This is a genomic window from Brachybacterium sp. 107, from assembly GCF_052379725.1.
GTDB lineage: Bacteria > Actinomycetota > Actinomycetes > Actinomycetales > Dermabacteraceae > Brachybacterium.
On record NZ_JBQSYW010000004.1, the window covers coordinates 117,555 to 133,170 of the forward strand.

The 15,616-nt window shown below is 66.7% G+C and carries 8 protein-coding genes; 2 read left to right on the plus strand and 6 right to left on the minus strand.

The features are described from left to right. Positions 1–143: 143 nt before the first annotated feature. Positions 144–821 carry a class I SAM-dependent methyltransferase gene (locus tag ACT3UL_RS06985; RefSeq protein WP_444577408.1) on the plus strand — a complete coding sequence of 226 codons (678 nt, stop codon included), beginning with the start codon at positions 144–146 and terminating at the stop codon, positions 819–821. A 193-nt stretch (positions 822–1,014) separates the two neighbouring features. Next, positions 1,015–2,046, plus strand: a complete 1,032-nt coding sequence (locus ACT3UL_RS06990; protein ID WP_444577410.1) for a hypothetical protein — start codon at positions 1,015–1,017, stop codon at positions 2,044–2,046. On the opposite strand, the gene ACT3UL_RS06995 is transcribed toward ACT3UL_RS06990, so the two are convergent. From ACT3UL_RS06995 to ACT3UL_RS07020, 6 genes are all read right to left on the minus strand, one after another. Next, positions 2,036–2,953 carry a hypothetical protein gene (locus ACT3UL_RS06995; protein ID WP_444577412.1) on the minus strand — a complete coding sequence of 306 codons (918 nt, stop codon included), beginning with the start codon at positions 2,951–2,953 and terminating at the stop codon, positions 2,036–2,038. The two genes, ACT3UL_RS06990 and ACT3UL_RS06995, sit on opposite strands and share 11 nt — an antisense overlap. Positions 2,954–3,234: 281 nt before the next feature. Beyond that, the gene (locus tag ACT3UL_RS07000; protein WP_444577414.1) at positions 3,235–4,227 is read right to left on the minus strand and encodes a hypothetical protein; all 993 of its coding nucleotides are present in this window, start codon (positions 4,225–4,227) and stop codon (positions 3,235–3,237) included. After that, complete coding sequence (locus tag ACT3UL_RS07005) at positions 4,220–7,144, minus strand: GAP1-N2 domain-containing protein (protein ID WP_444577416.1); 2,925 nt, start codon at positions 7,142–7,144, stop codon at positions 4,220–4,222. The genes ACT3UL_RS07000 and ACT3UL_RS07005 overlap by 8 nt, the downstream gene beginning before the upstream one ends. Next, positions 7,141–9,369, minus strand: a complete 2,229-nt coding sequence (locus ACT3UL_RS07010) for a hypothetical protein (RefSeq protein WP_444577417.1) — start codon at positions 9,367–9,369, stop codon at positions 7,141–7,143. The genes ACT3UL_RS07005 and ACT3UL_RS07010 overlap by 4 nt, the downstream gene beginning before the upstream one ends. A gap of 48 nt (positions 9,370–9,417) precedes the next feature. Further along, positions 9,418–12,027 carry a hypothetical protein gene (locus tag ACT3UL_RS07015; RefSeq protein WP_444577418.1) on the minus strand — a complete coding sequence of 870 codons (2,610 nt, stop codon included), beginning with the start codon at positions 12,025–12,027 and terminating at the stop codon, positions 9,418–9,420. Positions 12,028–12,037: 10 nt separating this feature from the next. After that, a complete protein-coding gene (locus tag ACT3UL_RS07020) occupies positions 12,038–15,604 on the minus strand; it encodes a tubulin-like doman-containing protein (protein WP_444577420.1) in 3,567 nt (1,188 codons plus the stop codon). Between the last annotated feature and the right edge of the window lie 12 nt (positions 15,605–15,616).

The following is a 15,616-nucleotide window of genomic DNA, read 5'->3' on the forward strand; positions in this document are numbered from 1 at the left end:
AAGGCGTCAGTTGCTGCCGGCTGGACCCGCAGGCTGTGACGGCGATCTACCGAAGCGGCGTCCCCGGCAAGCTCGTCTGTCTCACGCGTGCGCGGTCTGCAAGAGCGTCTCCGAAGCACTGCGGCATCTGCCAGGCTCGCCCCATGACAGCACCCCACCACCACGGCACGACGCATCAGCACGACGACGCCCCCGTGGACCCCAACGCCCGCCTCTCCCCCACCGAGTACTGGGAGAAGCGTTACGGCGACACAGAGCGGGTCTGGTCCGGCCGGGTCAACGCCACGATGGCCGCGGTAGTCGGTGAGTTCACTCCCGGCTCCGCGATTGATCTGGGCTGCGGGGAGGGCGGGGACGTGCTGTGGCTGGCCGAGCAGGGCTGGCAGGCCCATGGTCTGGACATCTCCTCCACCGCGGTGGGCCGCGCCCGCGCCGAGGCCGCGACGCGCGGGCTCGAAGGCGCCACCTTCACCACCACGGACCTCACCGCCTGGCAGCCCGAGCCGGAGTCGGTGGACCTGGTGACCGCGTCGTTCTTCCAGTCGAACGTCGCGCTCGACCGCACCACGATCCTCCGCCGGGCAGCGTCGGCCCTACGCAAGAGCGGACATCTGGTGGTGGTCTCTCATGCCGCTCCCCCCTCCTGGGCCGCAGACCATCCCGCGGCGATGATCAACATCCACGAGGAGGTGGAAAGACTTGCAGTCCCCGCCGACACTTGGACCGTGGAACGCGCCGAGGAGATCCCCCGCGCGGCGCTCGACCCCACCGGACACCCTGGCGAGCATCTGGACGCGGTGCTGGTGCTACGCCGGCGATGACGTGAACCGCACTGTTCGGAGAGGTTGAGGTTCGCAGGGAAGCCACCGAACTTTGTCCCTCCATCACTTTGGCCCTCGGGCCGAAACGTTTCCGAATGGTGAGCTGGCCGATGGCCGCACAAGCGAACTGAGCCAGGTCATCCTGCGATAATGAGGTTCGTCGATCTATTCGTGCCCCTGAAGGAGCGTCCACGTGGAGAACAGCAATGCCATGGGCATCGCACGCAGGGTCGTCTCCGTCGCGCTGATCGTGCTCACGGCCCTGACTGCCCTTCTGTGGGCCTGGCCGAAGTTCGGTGACGGCGGCTTCTTGTGGGCGCTCTCTGTCCCGGCAGGGGTAGGCATCACGTATCTCGTCCATCTGCTCACCGCTCCTCGCCGCAGCCGACGCAGCATCTGGGTTCCGATCGGCATCATCGCTGTGCTCGCAATGCTGTGGTTCGGTGGCCTGATCGTCGCGACGCTCGCCTCCCCCATCGAGACTCCCACGGACACCCCTTCGGATCAGATCATGCTGCTGCTCCTGGTGATGCTGCTCTGGCCATTTCTGATCGCTGGAGGGTTGCTCGTGCTTCTCGTCCTGAAGGTGGGAGAGCGAATCGGCAACCGCACCGCCACGAGCAAGAAGCAAGCCGGACGGGCCCCCGGCACCCCTGCTATGCCACTCACTCATGGCTCACCATCAATCATCTCAGGAAGCTCACCCCCTTCCGCGCCCGTGCAGATGCACAACTCGTTCAGTCCCTCGGAGCCCTCGCAAACCAGAACGCACTCAGCTACCTCGGCGATTCCCGGTCCGGTTCCCGGCTCGTCCGACGGAATCAACCGTGATCCGAATGCCCCTGATGCCACCCCCGCGGGGACCCGTGATCACGCCGGGCCCGTTGCCACTGGCATTCCCCTCCAGGAACTCTCGACGCTCGCCGAAGTCGCGGTGAGCCTGGGGCAGGACGACGCGTCCTCCGCCCTCACCCTGGAAATCGGTGGCTCGGGGATCACCGTGTCCGCCGACGGGGTCCCGCTGGGATCCGTGAACTGCGTCTGGACCGGCTCGGCGGGGGCCAGTGCGACGGCCCTGGCATCCGAGGTGCTCCACGGCCTCAGGTCATTCGCAGCTCAGACCGCCCGGATCACCATCATTCCCGGCGCCACGGAGATCTCGAACTTGGAGTTCCGTGCCGTGGGCAGTGATCAGCGCTTCACGGTTCGATCGTTCACAGCATGATGCCGCGACGGTAGAGCCCCCAGAGCAACGGATCGAGCACCCTGAACGGCGAGATTCCGCGGGTGGTCAGCTGCTCGTCATGGGGCGGTGTCTCACCCACAGCGGAGACCGCGAAATGGCCGAGGCCGCGGATCCGGGCGTTGCGCATGGCCTGTTCGACCTGCATCGTCACGGTGTTCTCATGGATGAGCTCGAACAACGAGCGGATCTCCTGGTCCAGGAACTCCTGGTCCTGCTCGAACCAGCTCTTCGATTCTTCGGCACGTCCCGGACCCGTCGGACGCATCATCGTCTCGTCCCTGTTGAAGCGCGCCGAGGGATTGCCCATCACCCGTGCATACTGCTCGACATCCGCCTTCGGCAGCTCGTGGAAGGCGTCGAACTTCGAGAACGCAAGGGCGAAGTCGACCATGCCGCCCTGCAGCTGTCCGAGCACGATCGGGAGCACCTCGGTGGAGGACTTTCCGAGACGTCCTTGGTTGACCGGGGGGATGATGCCGGCGAGTATCTGGGTCATCGACGGCAGGCGGAGGGAGTCGAAGAGGAACACCACCAGGTCTGCGCGGGAGAAGTAGGACAACGGCGCCTCGTTGCCGGCGAACTTCTCGATATCCTCTCCCGCGACGTCACGGATGACGAGATGTACCGGGCGCTGCGGGTCAGAGATCTCCCAGATCATCGAGTCTCGCTGGTACGCGCCGCTCTCTGCCCGCATCGGCGGGGTGCCCAGCATGGCTCTGTTCTCACGGAACAACGGTCGCTCGTAGCGCTCCTCATAGACCTCCTGCGTTGCAGCTGTGAACGGTCGGATCATCCGGCCACAGCGCCTGAGGTACTGCTGGAGAACGTACAGCAGCACCGCGATGTACACCGATTTTCCCGCACCGCGAGCTCCGGTGACGGCCATCGTGAACACAGTCGCCTCGCGCCAGTTCGGCGGAAGATCGCGGTGGCAGACGGGACAGGCCTGGACGTTGCAGGGCCCGCCGCATCGCGCGCACGGGATACCTGGCGGGATCTCCCGCTGTTGATCGGTCGGCATCCACGGATAGGAGGGGAAGAGGGAGATCGGTCCCCCTGCCAGGGCACTCGCCGCAGGATCGGGGACAGGGACGCACCGGCCTGAATTGCACCGGAAGCGCGCCTCCCCAGGAACCAGCGATGCGAAGCATGCAGGGCACGACGAGCTCATCGGAGCGCCCCCTTGCCACGAGAGCCGTCCGTCAACCAATCGATCAAAGCCTCCAGCCGTCGAAGGGTCGCGTCATCGAAGCGAGAGTCCTCCCGCTCGAGCTCGAGCCAGGCGTCGGACGTGACGCCGCAGGCGTCGTCTGCCTCGAGCACCTCGAGAATCCTGGGATCGCCGATCACGAGGTTCGCGATCCCCTCGGTGCGCACAGGGACATCGGTGATGAGGAGCGTCCGGCCTGCGCCCTCACGCTGACGCCCAGCGTCCAATGCGACGGACCCGACTCCATTGCGCGTGGCGCCGCCGATGGAACCCTCGACGACGACGGGAAGAGGCCCACCGCCGGCCCTGGCGAGGGCCAGAACAAGATCTCGCAGAATGTCGATGCGTTCCTGCCGGGGGATCATCGATGCCGACCGGTCGATCCGGATCTCGGCAACATCGGGGAGTACTGCGGCTCCGCTGTCGCTCCGGCGACGCCCTATCCACGCTCCGAGCAGCTCGGGGATGGTCCCGACACCGGAGTCGGGATCCCGCTCCGTGACGGACGCCCGGTGCTGACCGGAACCGTCGAGGCCGCTGGGCGGCAGAGTCGACGGAGCTGGAGCGGTCTCGACAGGAGACAGCACCCAGCTGTCCCCCTCCGCTGCGATCCGTGCCAATGGTGCACGGCTATGGCCGGAGATGTCGATCCGCTCGACGAGATAGTCCCGGCGAGCAGAGGGGAACGACAGCGACAGGTCGACGACAGCTCCTCCCGGGAAGGCTTCGCCGCTCTCAGCGGCGGCGAAGAGCGTCGCGCCGTCTCGCGCAGCGTGTACAGCGAACGCTCCCCCAGCGGCGGTTTGACGTCGGAGCTGCGACTGCAGCCCGTCCGCTTCGAGGCGGAGCGGTGTGCCGCTCGGTCCCATGATCTCTACGTGCACAGCGCCTTCGGCCTGGAATCTGCGCGGTTCCCACTGTCCTGCGCGGAGGATCTCCGATTCAGCCATCACGTCCCTCCTTCTTCTGCCACGGCAGCATATTCAGGTTCTTCTTCACCATGTCTCCCAGTCGCTCCACACGTGAGGAGCGGCGGTCTTCGAGCATCGGCACGATCAGCTGCGCACGCGCCCACCCTTGAGCGTCACCACGGAAGGCGTTCCTCGCTTCCCTGACGAGGGCAGCAGTCGCTTCCTCGGGCGCTCCCAGAAGCCGCGCATCGAGCACCGCGGCCGCAGCCGCGCTCAGCCCTGGACCCCCGGGAGCTTCGCTTGTCCCTGCGTGACTCACTGAGGGACGGTCTTGCTGCCAGCCCCCGCCCAGGCCTTCCTCCGGGCGGTTGATTCCTCCTGCGCCAGACCCGGCCCTCGGGGCACCGTGAGGCGGAGCGAGAGATATCGGGCCGCCCACCGAGACGCCCTCGGCTGCGAGCGTTTGGAGCGCCCTGAGGCAGATCTCGCCCCAGGATGCCGAAGGCGCGGCGAAAAGACCTCGAGGGTTCCGGGACGCTTCCACCTCGACGTCCACCAGGTCCAGCGGAACGCGGGTGCCCCGGCGCGCGAGCTGCGGCGACGCAACGGACAGCACGACCAGCGCTGCCGAAGCTCGCAGCTCGGCGGATCGGGTCAACTCGCCGAGCATTCGCTTCACCGCCGGCTCTTCGTCAACAGCAGAAAGTCCGGCTCTCATCTGAACCGCCGCGGCCTGAACGTTCTCTGCCCAGGTCCACGCTGATTCAGGAGTCATCGTGCCGCTGAGGAAAGGCTGGGACAGGCCATCTCCCAGGAGAGCAGCACCTTCCTCCCACGACCTCGGCGCGACGGTTCCGCGCTTCACCTCAGCGATCGTCGGGGAGTTGCGGCGCCGTGCGCTCAAATAACGCGCACTCTCCCGATGTTCGAGGTGGCGCAGCGCGACGATGAGCATCCATCGCCTGGCCTCCGAGACTCCGGCTGCTGCCAGCTCCTCGAGAGCAGGGAGGTCCTCCGGAAGGAGACTGTTCTCGAGTGCCGAGGCGGATTCCCGCTCGAGCAGCAGCGCTGCCGACGATCGCCGCGGAGGCCCGGCCAGTGCGGAGAGCGCGGCGACCGCTCCCGATGCCGACTCCTTGCCCGAGACCACACCTGACAGTGCGATCTGGAGCCTGGTCCATGGCCGCTGCGGGGTCGCGAGAGATGGGCCGAGCGCTATGGCCACCGGCGCCGCAAGCACCGGCTGCGCTCGCGGGTCCGCGGTTTGCCTCGCGATCTCGGCAAGGCCGCGTTCCACCTGATGCGCAAGCTCCTCGCGTCCGGGCTCGGGGAGCGCGGCGACAAGAGCTGCCAGCTCCCGAGGAGTGACGGACGGGGCGGAGTCGTGTGCCCGAGGAGCTAGAAGGGCCGTGGCGAGCGGCGCGAGCAGAGCAGCAAGGCACTCCGCATCGAGAACGAGGCCGTCATCGAGGAACCCTGATGCCAGCTGCCCCCACGCGATGCTGCGCGCGGGCACAGTGGGCGACTCGTGTGCTCCTGCTGAGCGGGAGTCGATCGTCGAAACAGCAGTTCCCACGAGTTTCAGGACCTCTGCAGCACCTGACTCCGTCTCGCTCCAGCGCCGCAGCGCCGCTCTGACGTTCTCCGGCAAGGACGACGCTGCGGCGCGCCCGCCGAGAAGCCACGCAGGGTCGCGGACGGCGGTTCCGAGATAGTGCCGCCCGAGCATCGCTGCACGGTCCTCGGGCGCGCGGTCCCCGATACGGTGGCACAGTCCTCTCCAACCCTCCGGGCCTCGCTGGTTCACCTCATCGACCAGGTTCTCCCTTGCGTGTCGCAGTGTGTCAGCCACTCCCTCGAGCGGACTCGCGAGCGCGGGGATCGCAGCCTGCAGCAGTACGGTCTCCACGTCGTCCCTCAGGGCGACGTCAGAGGACGCACCGAACAGCGACGTCGCGCCGGTATCGCCATGGACCCAGCTCAGCGCCTGTGCCATCGCCGCCGGCCAGGCGAAGGTGATCCCCGTCTGATCGACAAGCTGGCCCAGGACCTGATTGTGGATACTTTCGTGCGCGGCAAGCCAGAGACCCGGATCCGAAGCCATTGCCGCGACGAATCGCCCGAAAGGCGTGACGGGCTGGCCCGGGGGCGGATTGCGTGGATCGACGATCACGCATCCTTGCGGGGTCTGGCCCTCGGCAGCAAGATCGGAGAGAGGCACGGCTGCGATATCCAGTCCGCTGCTCATGAGTTTCTCCAGGTCACGCTCTCCACGCACGCGCTCGAGGGTGGACCAGTTCGCCGAACGTGCGGCCTCCGCCGCCGTGGCGCGGAGCAGCGTTCCGATCCACTGGGCGGCGTCATCGACGGTCTCGACGAGCAGCACCGCCATGTGGCGTCGAGCAGCGTTCTCGGCATTGCTCGCGACAACGTCCGCGAGGGCCCCGAGGACCGCGGCGGCGCCAGGACGCAGCACCTGTTCGAGGGCAGCGTCCGCAGTCACCGAGGTTCCGGACCTGAGCGCCGTCGGGAAGGGGAGGCGGGCCTGCCTCATCTGATCAGGACCGAAGGGTGTGCACCACCACTCGGCCCTCCAGGCGTCCGCACCGAGAAGCGGACGAACCGTCGTCTCGGAGTGATCCACGACCACGTGGGTCATGGTGTTCGGTCGCCCGGTCGTGTCCTGCCCGGCGGGCGCGGTGTGGAGCAGGACCGGGACACCTTCGATGGTTCGGTGCACGAGACGGCGGTCGGCTGCCCTCACCTCCTCCGGCGTGGGGAAGCCGGGCAGAGGGCAGATAGGCGCCAGCTCGGGCTCGATGAGCCGAACGATCGCATCCTTCGTCGTCTCATCCAGGCCGTCGGTCTGCTGGATGACCTGCCAACCGCTGCTCTCCTGCCCGTCGATGACAAGATCGACGGAGCCGAACAGCAGCTGCTCGAATCCTGGGCTCATCCGCGTCGGTCCAACTCGGAGAGCGCAGGATCCGCGAGGGCATAGCGTTCCAGCGCGGTTCGCCGTTCATCGACTCGAACGGTTGCCGAGGGGCGTGCATCCACCATCAGGCGGTACCAGCCGGGACCGTGTTCATCCTCGTCGAACCACACCCGGTGCCGGCCGATGAGTGGGGCTTGCACCTGACCCAGCCCCTGTGGAGAGCTCTGCCCGCCTGGCTGCTCGGCATAGAGAGTGACTCCGGTGCCGTCCTGGGAGTGGAGAGGGAGGCGATCCGTGCGGTGCAGCAGGATCAGTGAGGGTGCCTCGTGCTCTGGCGCGCTCCCGACCACAGCATCTACCGAGATCTCGGCAATGTTCTTGCGCAGCAGTGCGGCGGCTCGTTGGAAGAAACCCGTGCTGCCGCTAGTCCGTCCCATCCCCCACTGCACCGTGTACCGGTAGCCCCATAGCGCCTCGACGGCGGCGATCGTCGGCTCCGAAGCGATCCGGCGGCCTTGGAAATGCGTGACGGCGTTGAGGAAGAGGCGGCATCCCTGCGGAGGCAGGCCCCGCTCGAGGAGGAATCCTCCCGAACGCTCGTACACCGTCTTCTCGACCACCGCATGCGCTGGAGTGCTCAGGTCAGGCTCACTGTCCGGGAATCCGACCCGCAGCTCCACCGAAAGCGCCTCGCCGGGCCAGGTGAATGTCACCAGTTGCCAGTCCATCCTCTGGACCAGGCGTACCTCTTCGATACGCCCGGCCCGCCGGAGCTGAGCGGGCTCCCCGATCAGCACCTCGTCATCGTCTATGGCGGTGACGGGAGTCAGATGCAGCGTGTCCCACGCCGAGCCGCGCGGCCAGTCCAACCCCTCGAGCACCCAGCGCTCCCGACCGTCTTCGGCGACCTCCCCGGTCGGACTCGCGATATTGCGGATGAAGCTGTCCTCGGGAAGCCCTGCCTCAGCGAGCTGGCCGACAGCTATTCGTCCTCGGGAAACTGCTTCCGGTCTCGTCGGGGTCACCGAACGACAGAATCTCACCTGGGTCCCTGGGCGCTGCGTCCAGGTGAGCCTCAGCAGTTCCTGGTGCTCGCGCGTGATCGACTCGACCTCGAGGTCCCCGATACGATCTGGTTCCGACTCCGGGGTGACCTGCAGATGTTTCGGAGCGGACACCAGCGTCCGGCCATCGATCTGCACCTCCAACCCCGCGGCATAGGTATGCCGTTCACCCGGTCGGAGGTCTCCGTCCTGGAAACCCTGCCCGTTGTTCTGTATCTCGAGGTCGCTGCGCAACCAGTTCTGTCCGCGCAGGTGCTTCCCGATGGGCTCCCCCAACGGAAGCTTCGCCACCCGCACTCTGCCCGTGATGTGCCCCGGAAGGATCGGCCGACGCCAGCTCGAGAACACCATCCGTGCGCGGCCGTCATGCTCCACGGTCCAGTCCTGAACGGGTTGGACGTAGATGCCCTCCGCCACCTTGCGCGCCTGACCCACAACGCCTGCTTCGCGGTCGAGCACCTCGTATCCCCAGACGGTGATGAACCGGATCGAGGTGCTCTGCGGCCGCTCGTCGCGTGCAATGGGTTCCCAGCTCAGAAGTGCGTCGTCGGCGTCTTCGGGGCTGAAGGGCAGTTCATGATCACTCGTGACGACGCGGAACAGCTCGCCTTCACCCGGATCAGTCCAGTGGTATCGCAGCGCGGCTCCGCTATCGACCGAACTCGTCTCGACCCGCGGGACAGGCTCGATATCTTCTCGAGAGAAGTCGTACTCCGGGAAGGAGAATCGAGATTCAGGAGCTCCCCCTTGGTCCTCCTCGGAGGAAGGGGGAGAGGCCGGCGAGGGAAGCGGCTCGAGCGCGATGGGCTCCGGTGCTGCGGCCGGCAGACTCGGGGCACCGCTCTCTCCGACCCCTCCACGCGTGCCGCCAGAGGCCGACCACGGGTCTTCTCGTTCGGTTCCGCCGTCATCCAGCTCCGGCTCCTGCGGCTCCTCGGGCAAGGAACCGATGAACTCAGCGTTCAGCGCACGGACGAACGGCACGACCACGTCCTCGAGTCGGCCGGTGCCGAGCCCAGCAGCGAGCACCTGGTCCGCCGTGAAGACCAGGTTTTCCTCGCCGTGGTGCTCGGCCAGGTCGAACAGGCGCTTCCAGGTGGCTGGCGGGAAGTGCTCACGGAACTCTGGGGCAGACTGTGCGATCGGCATCAGTCGCTTGATGAAATCGGCGAAGAGCATATGCGTCCTCTCTTGATCGCCGGATGAACTGGCGGGCAGGGTTCTGAGTCAGAAGACCAGGTCGTCAGACGGGTCGGAGAAGTCGTTCCGAACCGCTGGACCGACCTCGGGATAGACGAAAGCTTCTGCGGGGATCGGCTTGGTGCTCTGGACGAGGACGATGTCCGAACTCATGCCATCCGTCTCGAGCTCGCGCCAGGAATAGGCTGGATCCGCCATGCGAATCCCAATCGTGCGCGAGGACAGCTGCAGCACCTCTTCGACGATCGACGCGGAGCGCGCGTCCCACAGCTCGCTGCGCAGCGCCGCCACCGATACCGGCTCCTCATCGTCCTCGCCTCGCACCACGGTGAGGTCCAGCATCGGCTCGTCGGTGAGGAGCTCCGTGCATCTCGACCACAGTGCCTGTCCTCGGTCAGTGCGCACGCCGTGCTCGGCGGTTGCTTCAGCCCATCTGGTGAGCTCGCTGCCCTCATCTCCCCGAGTGCTCAAGAGCTGGGTCAGAGGCGAGGTCCCCGATTCCCGGAGGCGGACCCGCTGCTCCGGGGTCAGGTCCTGAATGGACGACTTCTCGAAGTCTTCGAACGCCTGCCCCAGCCAGCCCACCGAGAAGGCGCGCGCCCGCAGCTGGGCAGCCGCATCGTCGAGCAGTTCGGGTTCGACTCGCACCATAGGCATCTGCAGTGCGAGGGGAAGTACCGCCTCCGGGCGTCGTTCCTCATCCCGGTCCCGCTCCCGGCCCAACGGTTCTGACAGGAAACAGGTCAGCAGCAGGGCCCAGCGGTCGAACTGCGCATATGCATCGCCGAGGGAATCAAGATCCTCGATGGCCATCCTGAGCCGCTCCATCAACGCCGGAACCTGCAGATCGCGCTGGCGCCGAAGATGGAGCAATCTGAACACTTCACGCTGGAGCAGGGTGAACGTCACGAAGGACGAGATGAGCCAGACAACCAGGCCCACGCCCATCCCGATGCCCATCACGCTGAGCTCGATGACGGCCTGAGCCCCCATGATGCCGAGGGCCACGAGAACCACGATCAGTGCGCCGAGCAGACCACGCAGGATCCATGCCAGACGCTGCTGAGTACGGGTCAGCTCGTCATTCACCATGGGATTCAGCAGAGTGTCCAGCTCCGCACGGAGGCCGGCGATCTCGCGCCGGGTGGCGTCGAACCACCCGGCGACGGTGCGCCCCACCGCAGGGAGGAATCTGTGCTCGTTCCCGGCACGCCAGCGATCGAGTTCGACGAGTTGACGCTGAGCAACGGCAGCGCGCGGATCGTTCTCGCTCGCCGCCTGCTCGAGGACGCTGCGCACCTTATCGACCTCGAGGCAGTCCCATGCATGGAGCTGCAGCGATGAGGAGAGCCCACCCACAGGCTCGGCGATGGAGAACGTTCCTCCACCGTCGAGGCCGGGAGCGACCAGAGAGCGCTGCGGAACGTAACCGGCCCCACCATCGATGAGTAGACCAGGTGATGCGGAGCCGTCGAGAAGCGATCGGGCGCCCTGCAGCAGGTCCGACCACAGTGCCGAGAAGTCCCGCCTCACAGGCTGTCCCAGCCGTAGACCGTCTCCCTCTGCACCCAGGTCCACGGCGCGTGCCGCGTCACGGATGCTGCGCCACGACGCAGTGCTGCCGTCCGCGCCGACACCGCCCACGATGACCGAGACTGGAGAATTCGTGCCGAAGAGGATCGTGGTCGTGCCGGCAGCGAGGCCGGACTGTGCAGTGTGCACCGTCCGACGCAGCCAAGCCTCGGGGGCCCCGAGCAGCGCGCGGCCGAGAAAGCTGACGAACAGTCGAAGGGCGTCGAGGATCCCCATCGTGTCGGCGCTGGCCTGCGGAACCTCGGGACCCGACCGTCGCACGGCGGAATCGTGCCGCTGCGCCCAGGCCCTCGCCGTGTCTCTGACCTGGTTCTCCGGCGACGGATAGGGAGGGACCGAAGAACCACCTGCCCGGGTCGGGGCAGGGACCAGCTCATCCATCTCCAGCACTCGCGCTCGCAGCGACGCCTCGATCTGCTCCGCGTCGATCCGGCGGATGAAGGTCCGCACCATGGACACATCCGCAGAGACATCGGCGCCATGTTCATCGAACGGGGCGCTGACCAAGCCCTTCAGAAGCCCTGCCTGCACCGCGATCCCTGCCGCAGCTGACCCTGGGATCGACTCGGGATGGTTCCACCAAGGAACAGCAGAGAACTCCGGCTCGGCGGTGCTCTCCGGGGACAGCATGACGTCGTACCAGCCAGCACGCCCCAACTGAGCCGGCAGCGGCTCAGCACTCCACGGAACGAGCACACGGACGTGGTAGCGCGACGCCCCTCCTGGCACATCGAGATTCTGGTAGAAATTCTCCGCGGCTGTGTCGAGCGCGTCCTGCGCCGGATGCCCGACGGGCACGATCACCGCCATGCGCAGCCGACGCAGGCCCCGCACGTTGACCGCAGTCGAGAAGGTCGTGGGGTGGATGACCCCCGCCTCGACACGGAGCGCTCGGGGATCTTCCCGGTCAGCAGCCAGAGCCGGGGCCGAAGGGGCTTCGATCCACGTGAAATCATCCAACGCCCCGGCAGCGGAGAGGTCGACGAGCGCGTCGAGCAAGGGCCGCTGGCTGATAGGAGCAACAAGAATCGATCTCTGCTTCATGGTCTGCTCCTCAGAAGACGAACGAGTCGTCGATATCCAGCGGAGTCTTACCGCTGGACGGCGTGACCGTCTCGAGGATCGACCGCAGCGCTAGCAGCTCGCTGCGCATCTCCGCAGCAAGGTCGATGGTGAGCGGCGTGGTGGCGACCTGCTCCCGATGCCGGAAGTTCGTGAAGACCCGAGGATCGTCACGCTTGCCTGCGCCGGGCAGGAACCGCTGGTCGAGCACATCGGCCACCTTCGCGCAATACTCCAGCAGCGCTGTCCGGCGCCCCTCCGGATCTGACGAGGCGCTGAGATCCACGACGGGGCGCAGATCCGGGGCGACCATCCCCGTGCCCAGCAGAGAAGCGATGACTCGGGAGTCCTCTCCCCCTCCGTCCAGCGAGACCACCGGGCCCAGCTGTCCGATATCTGCCCAACGGCGCAGCACCGTCCAAGGACGGAAAGCCGCCAAGCCCTTCTCGTCGGCCTCGACATAGGCCAGCAGGGCGGATTCCAGCACAGCCGGCAGCCAGGCCGTGCTGACGATCATCCGCGACGGCGGAGTGAGCATCGGCGCCGGGAATGAAACCCAGGACTCCTCCTCACGATCCCAGATCCGCACGGGAGTGCGATCGTTCCCATCAGCAGGGATGTCGAGACCACCGGCGAGCTGGGCGACCCACCATCCCCGCACCAGAGCTCGGCGCTCGGCGTCCCCGAACGGGAGACCACCCGGCAGGGCGCGAGCGCGCCGCCAGTGCCAGAAGTCGCGACGGCCGGCGTCGGTACGTCCCTTCCAGTCTTCTGCCACGTCCCGCAGCAGGCCATAGGCGACGGGGAACGTCATCGGGTAGTAGCCGAATACGTCGACCTTCGCCACCGGCAGCGAGCCGAGGGCCTTGTCGATCGCCGGCAGCACCGTGTCGCTGCTGATCTGCGAATTGCGGTCCACCGTGTCCTTGAAGGCATCCACGAGACCGTCGAGGCTCGCGAAGGGCAGCGCGGAGAACTGGTACCCCAGCTGCAGCGGACCGGTGCCCAGCTCACGCTGTATCGATCCGTTGATCGTGGTCAGCGGCTGAGCCATGGTCAGGGTGCGGTTCAGTGCAGCCAGAAGCTGCTGCTGGCGCAGGTCGCGCTCGTGCTCCCCGATCTGCGGGTCGGTGAGGTACGAGCGCAGGGATTCCGCGGCGAAGTTCCCGAAGGACTCACCCCGCCGCTGCACAAAGGCACGCCCGCGACGCAGCAGGTCCGAGCTTCGTGTGCGCACGGTGTACTTGCCGCTCGTGGGAGCTGACGCCCCGGGGATCCCCTTCGGCACCCAGGTACGGGCGGTCTCCAAGAGATCGTCCGGTGCCGCATCACCCGCCCCGCGATTCCATTGGCCGAGGATGACGTTCCGGCGGGCCCACGCGTGCGCCTGATGGATATCTCCTGCATTCTGCTGCGGATCGTCGGCACGCTCGACCGCAACGGCGTCAAGGATGTCGACGCCGAAACGCGGCACATACTCGTCGATCCCCATGAGGACCACTTCATTGTGCGCGTTGGCGAAGCGGTCCGGCACCGATGCGACCTCCGGCTGACCTGGATCGGGCTCGGTGGGCCACGCCTTCACATAGGGACTCGCGAGATGGGCCACGCCCTTGGCGCTGGGAGTCTGCTCAGACTCCGCCACGAGCCCCCTTCGCGCATCGTCGAATGCTCTCTGCAGAGGCTGGGCCACGGAGGGACCCAGATCCTTGAGGAGCGCTGCGACCTTCTGTGCCGCAGTCGAGGCGAGCCAGCCGAACGCTGAATCGCGGAGCGCATGGAACAGATCGTCCTCGAGCTGCCCTGCCGCGGACTGGCCCACCATGGCTTTGCGCTGGCCCAGATACGGGGACAGGAAATGCTCCTCGACCTGCAGAGCTCTAGCCTGACGCAGAGCTGCCAGTTCATGCAGCCGGGGAATGAGCTGCGCGACGACACCACCAGGACCGGTCAGCTGGTCCAGCAGATAGCTCGCATACACGATGCCGTGGTCGGCGATGGCCGCTCGGAGAGTGGCGAGCAGACGCTCGTGCAGCGACCGTGCGAACTCACCGGCGAGACGGTTCGCCGACCCCTCGAGAGCCGCCTGCACGGCGCCCTCCTCGGTCCGGGACCACGGCTCGATGCTGGTTGCCCACTGCTCAAGCGGCATATTGGGGTCGATCGAAGGCCGTCGCGCCATCGCCTCGTTGACGGCATCTCCGGCATCACGGCCTATTGCTTCCTGGGAAAGCCCGGCCGGGGAGAGGAACCAGTCCTGTGTGACGCTGTCCACCGCGCCGGCCCCCACCATGGTGGAGGTGCCACTGGAACCGGGGAGCCCGACGCTCGCAAGGTCCTTCGGGCGTCGGTACTGCCACAGCTCGGCGAGCTGTTGCTGGTCTCCGTGCGAGCTGCCGTCCTGGCGGAATCCGTTCAGGACATGATCCACCGCCGATCGAGCGATGCGCTCTGCCGCATACTCCAGATAGCGGTCGCGTCCCATCGAGAGCGAGGCGTACCCGAAGGAGGACCAGATGGCGTCATCTGCCTTGGCACCCCAGGCGACCTTCTCGGTATCCAATCCACCACCGCCGACATTCGCGACGAGGTAGCTGATGATCTCGTCGAAGCGCGGTGACAGCAGGAGGCGGCCGATCCCGCGTCCCATTCCCCGATAGACGCCGTCGGGCGAGCCATCGCCGAACACCATGTTGTCCACCCCGGTGCGACGTCCGATAGGGAAGACCCTCCGGAAGGGACGCGCTGCGGTTCCCGCGATGCCGAGCCGGTCGTAGATCTCGGCATCCTCACGACCCGCAACGCCACCGTCGGCGGTGGCCTGCGCCGCGAAGATCTCGCCCAGCATCGCGAGCGTGTTGCCTGTCATGCCGGCCCTGTCCTGGTGCGGCAGCTCTCCGAAGACGTCGGCCGTGTAGAGGAACAGGCTGGTGAGATCGCGGTCCACCTCAGGCATCCCGCTGACGATCCGGCACACGTCCAACGTCATCGAAGCACCGGAACCGCCTGCCATCGAAGAGACGACGATCGTCACCGCGCCGGCGGACGGATCGGGGACATCCCCCATCCCCGGGACGGCAGCAGCAGTGCGGCGGGCCTGCTCACGGGAGCGCTCGCTGTTCATCGCGTCGATCGCCCGGCGGATCCCGGGCCCGATCTGTGTCGCCTTCGACAATGTGAGCATGCGGCCGATAGCGCGGGACTGCCCTGCGCCGACTGAGATGGGGAAGGTGACGTCGGAGGAATCACGAGGCATCCAGCTCGCGGTGGCGCGCAGTCCCTCGGTGCCGTGCGCCTGCAGCTTCTGAGTGACCGCAGCGTCTACAGGGGCATAGCTGCCGGTGTCGCCGCACGAGACGTAGGTGCCGCCTAGCTGACCGACTGAGGGCAGGTGCGCTCCATGTTCCTCCTGGATCGGGGTGTCCACATTGACGAACTGCCAACACCCTGGGATCTCGTCGACTCCGTGGACGGCGAGGTCAGCTCGAAGCTGATCCATCATGTAGGACAGAGTCTTGGCACCGGAGCCTCCGCAGCCGATGACGAGAACCTTGCGCATCAGGTATTCCTT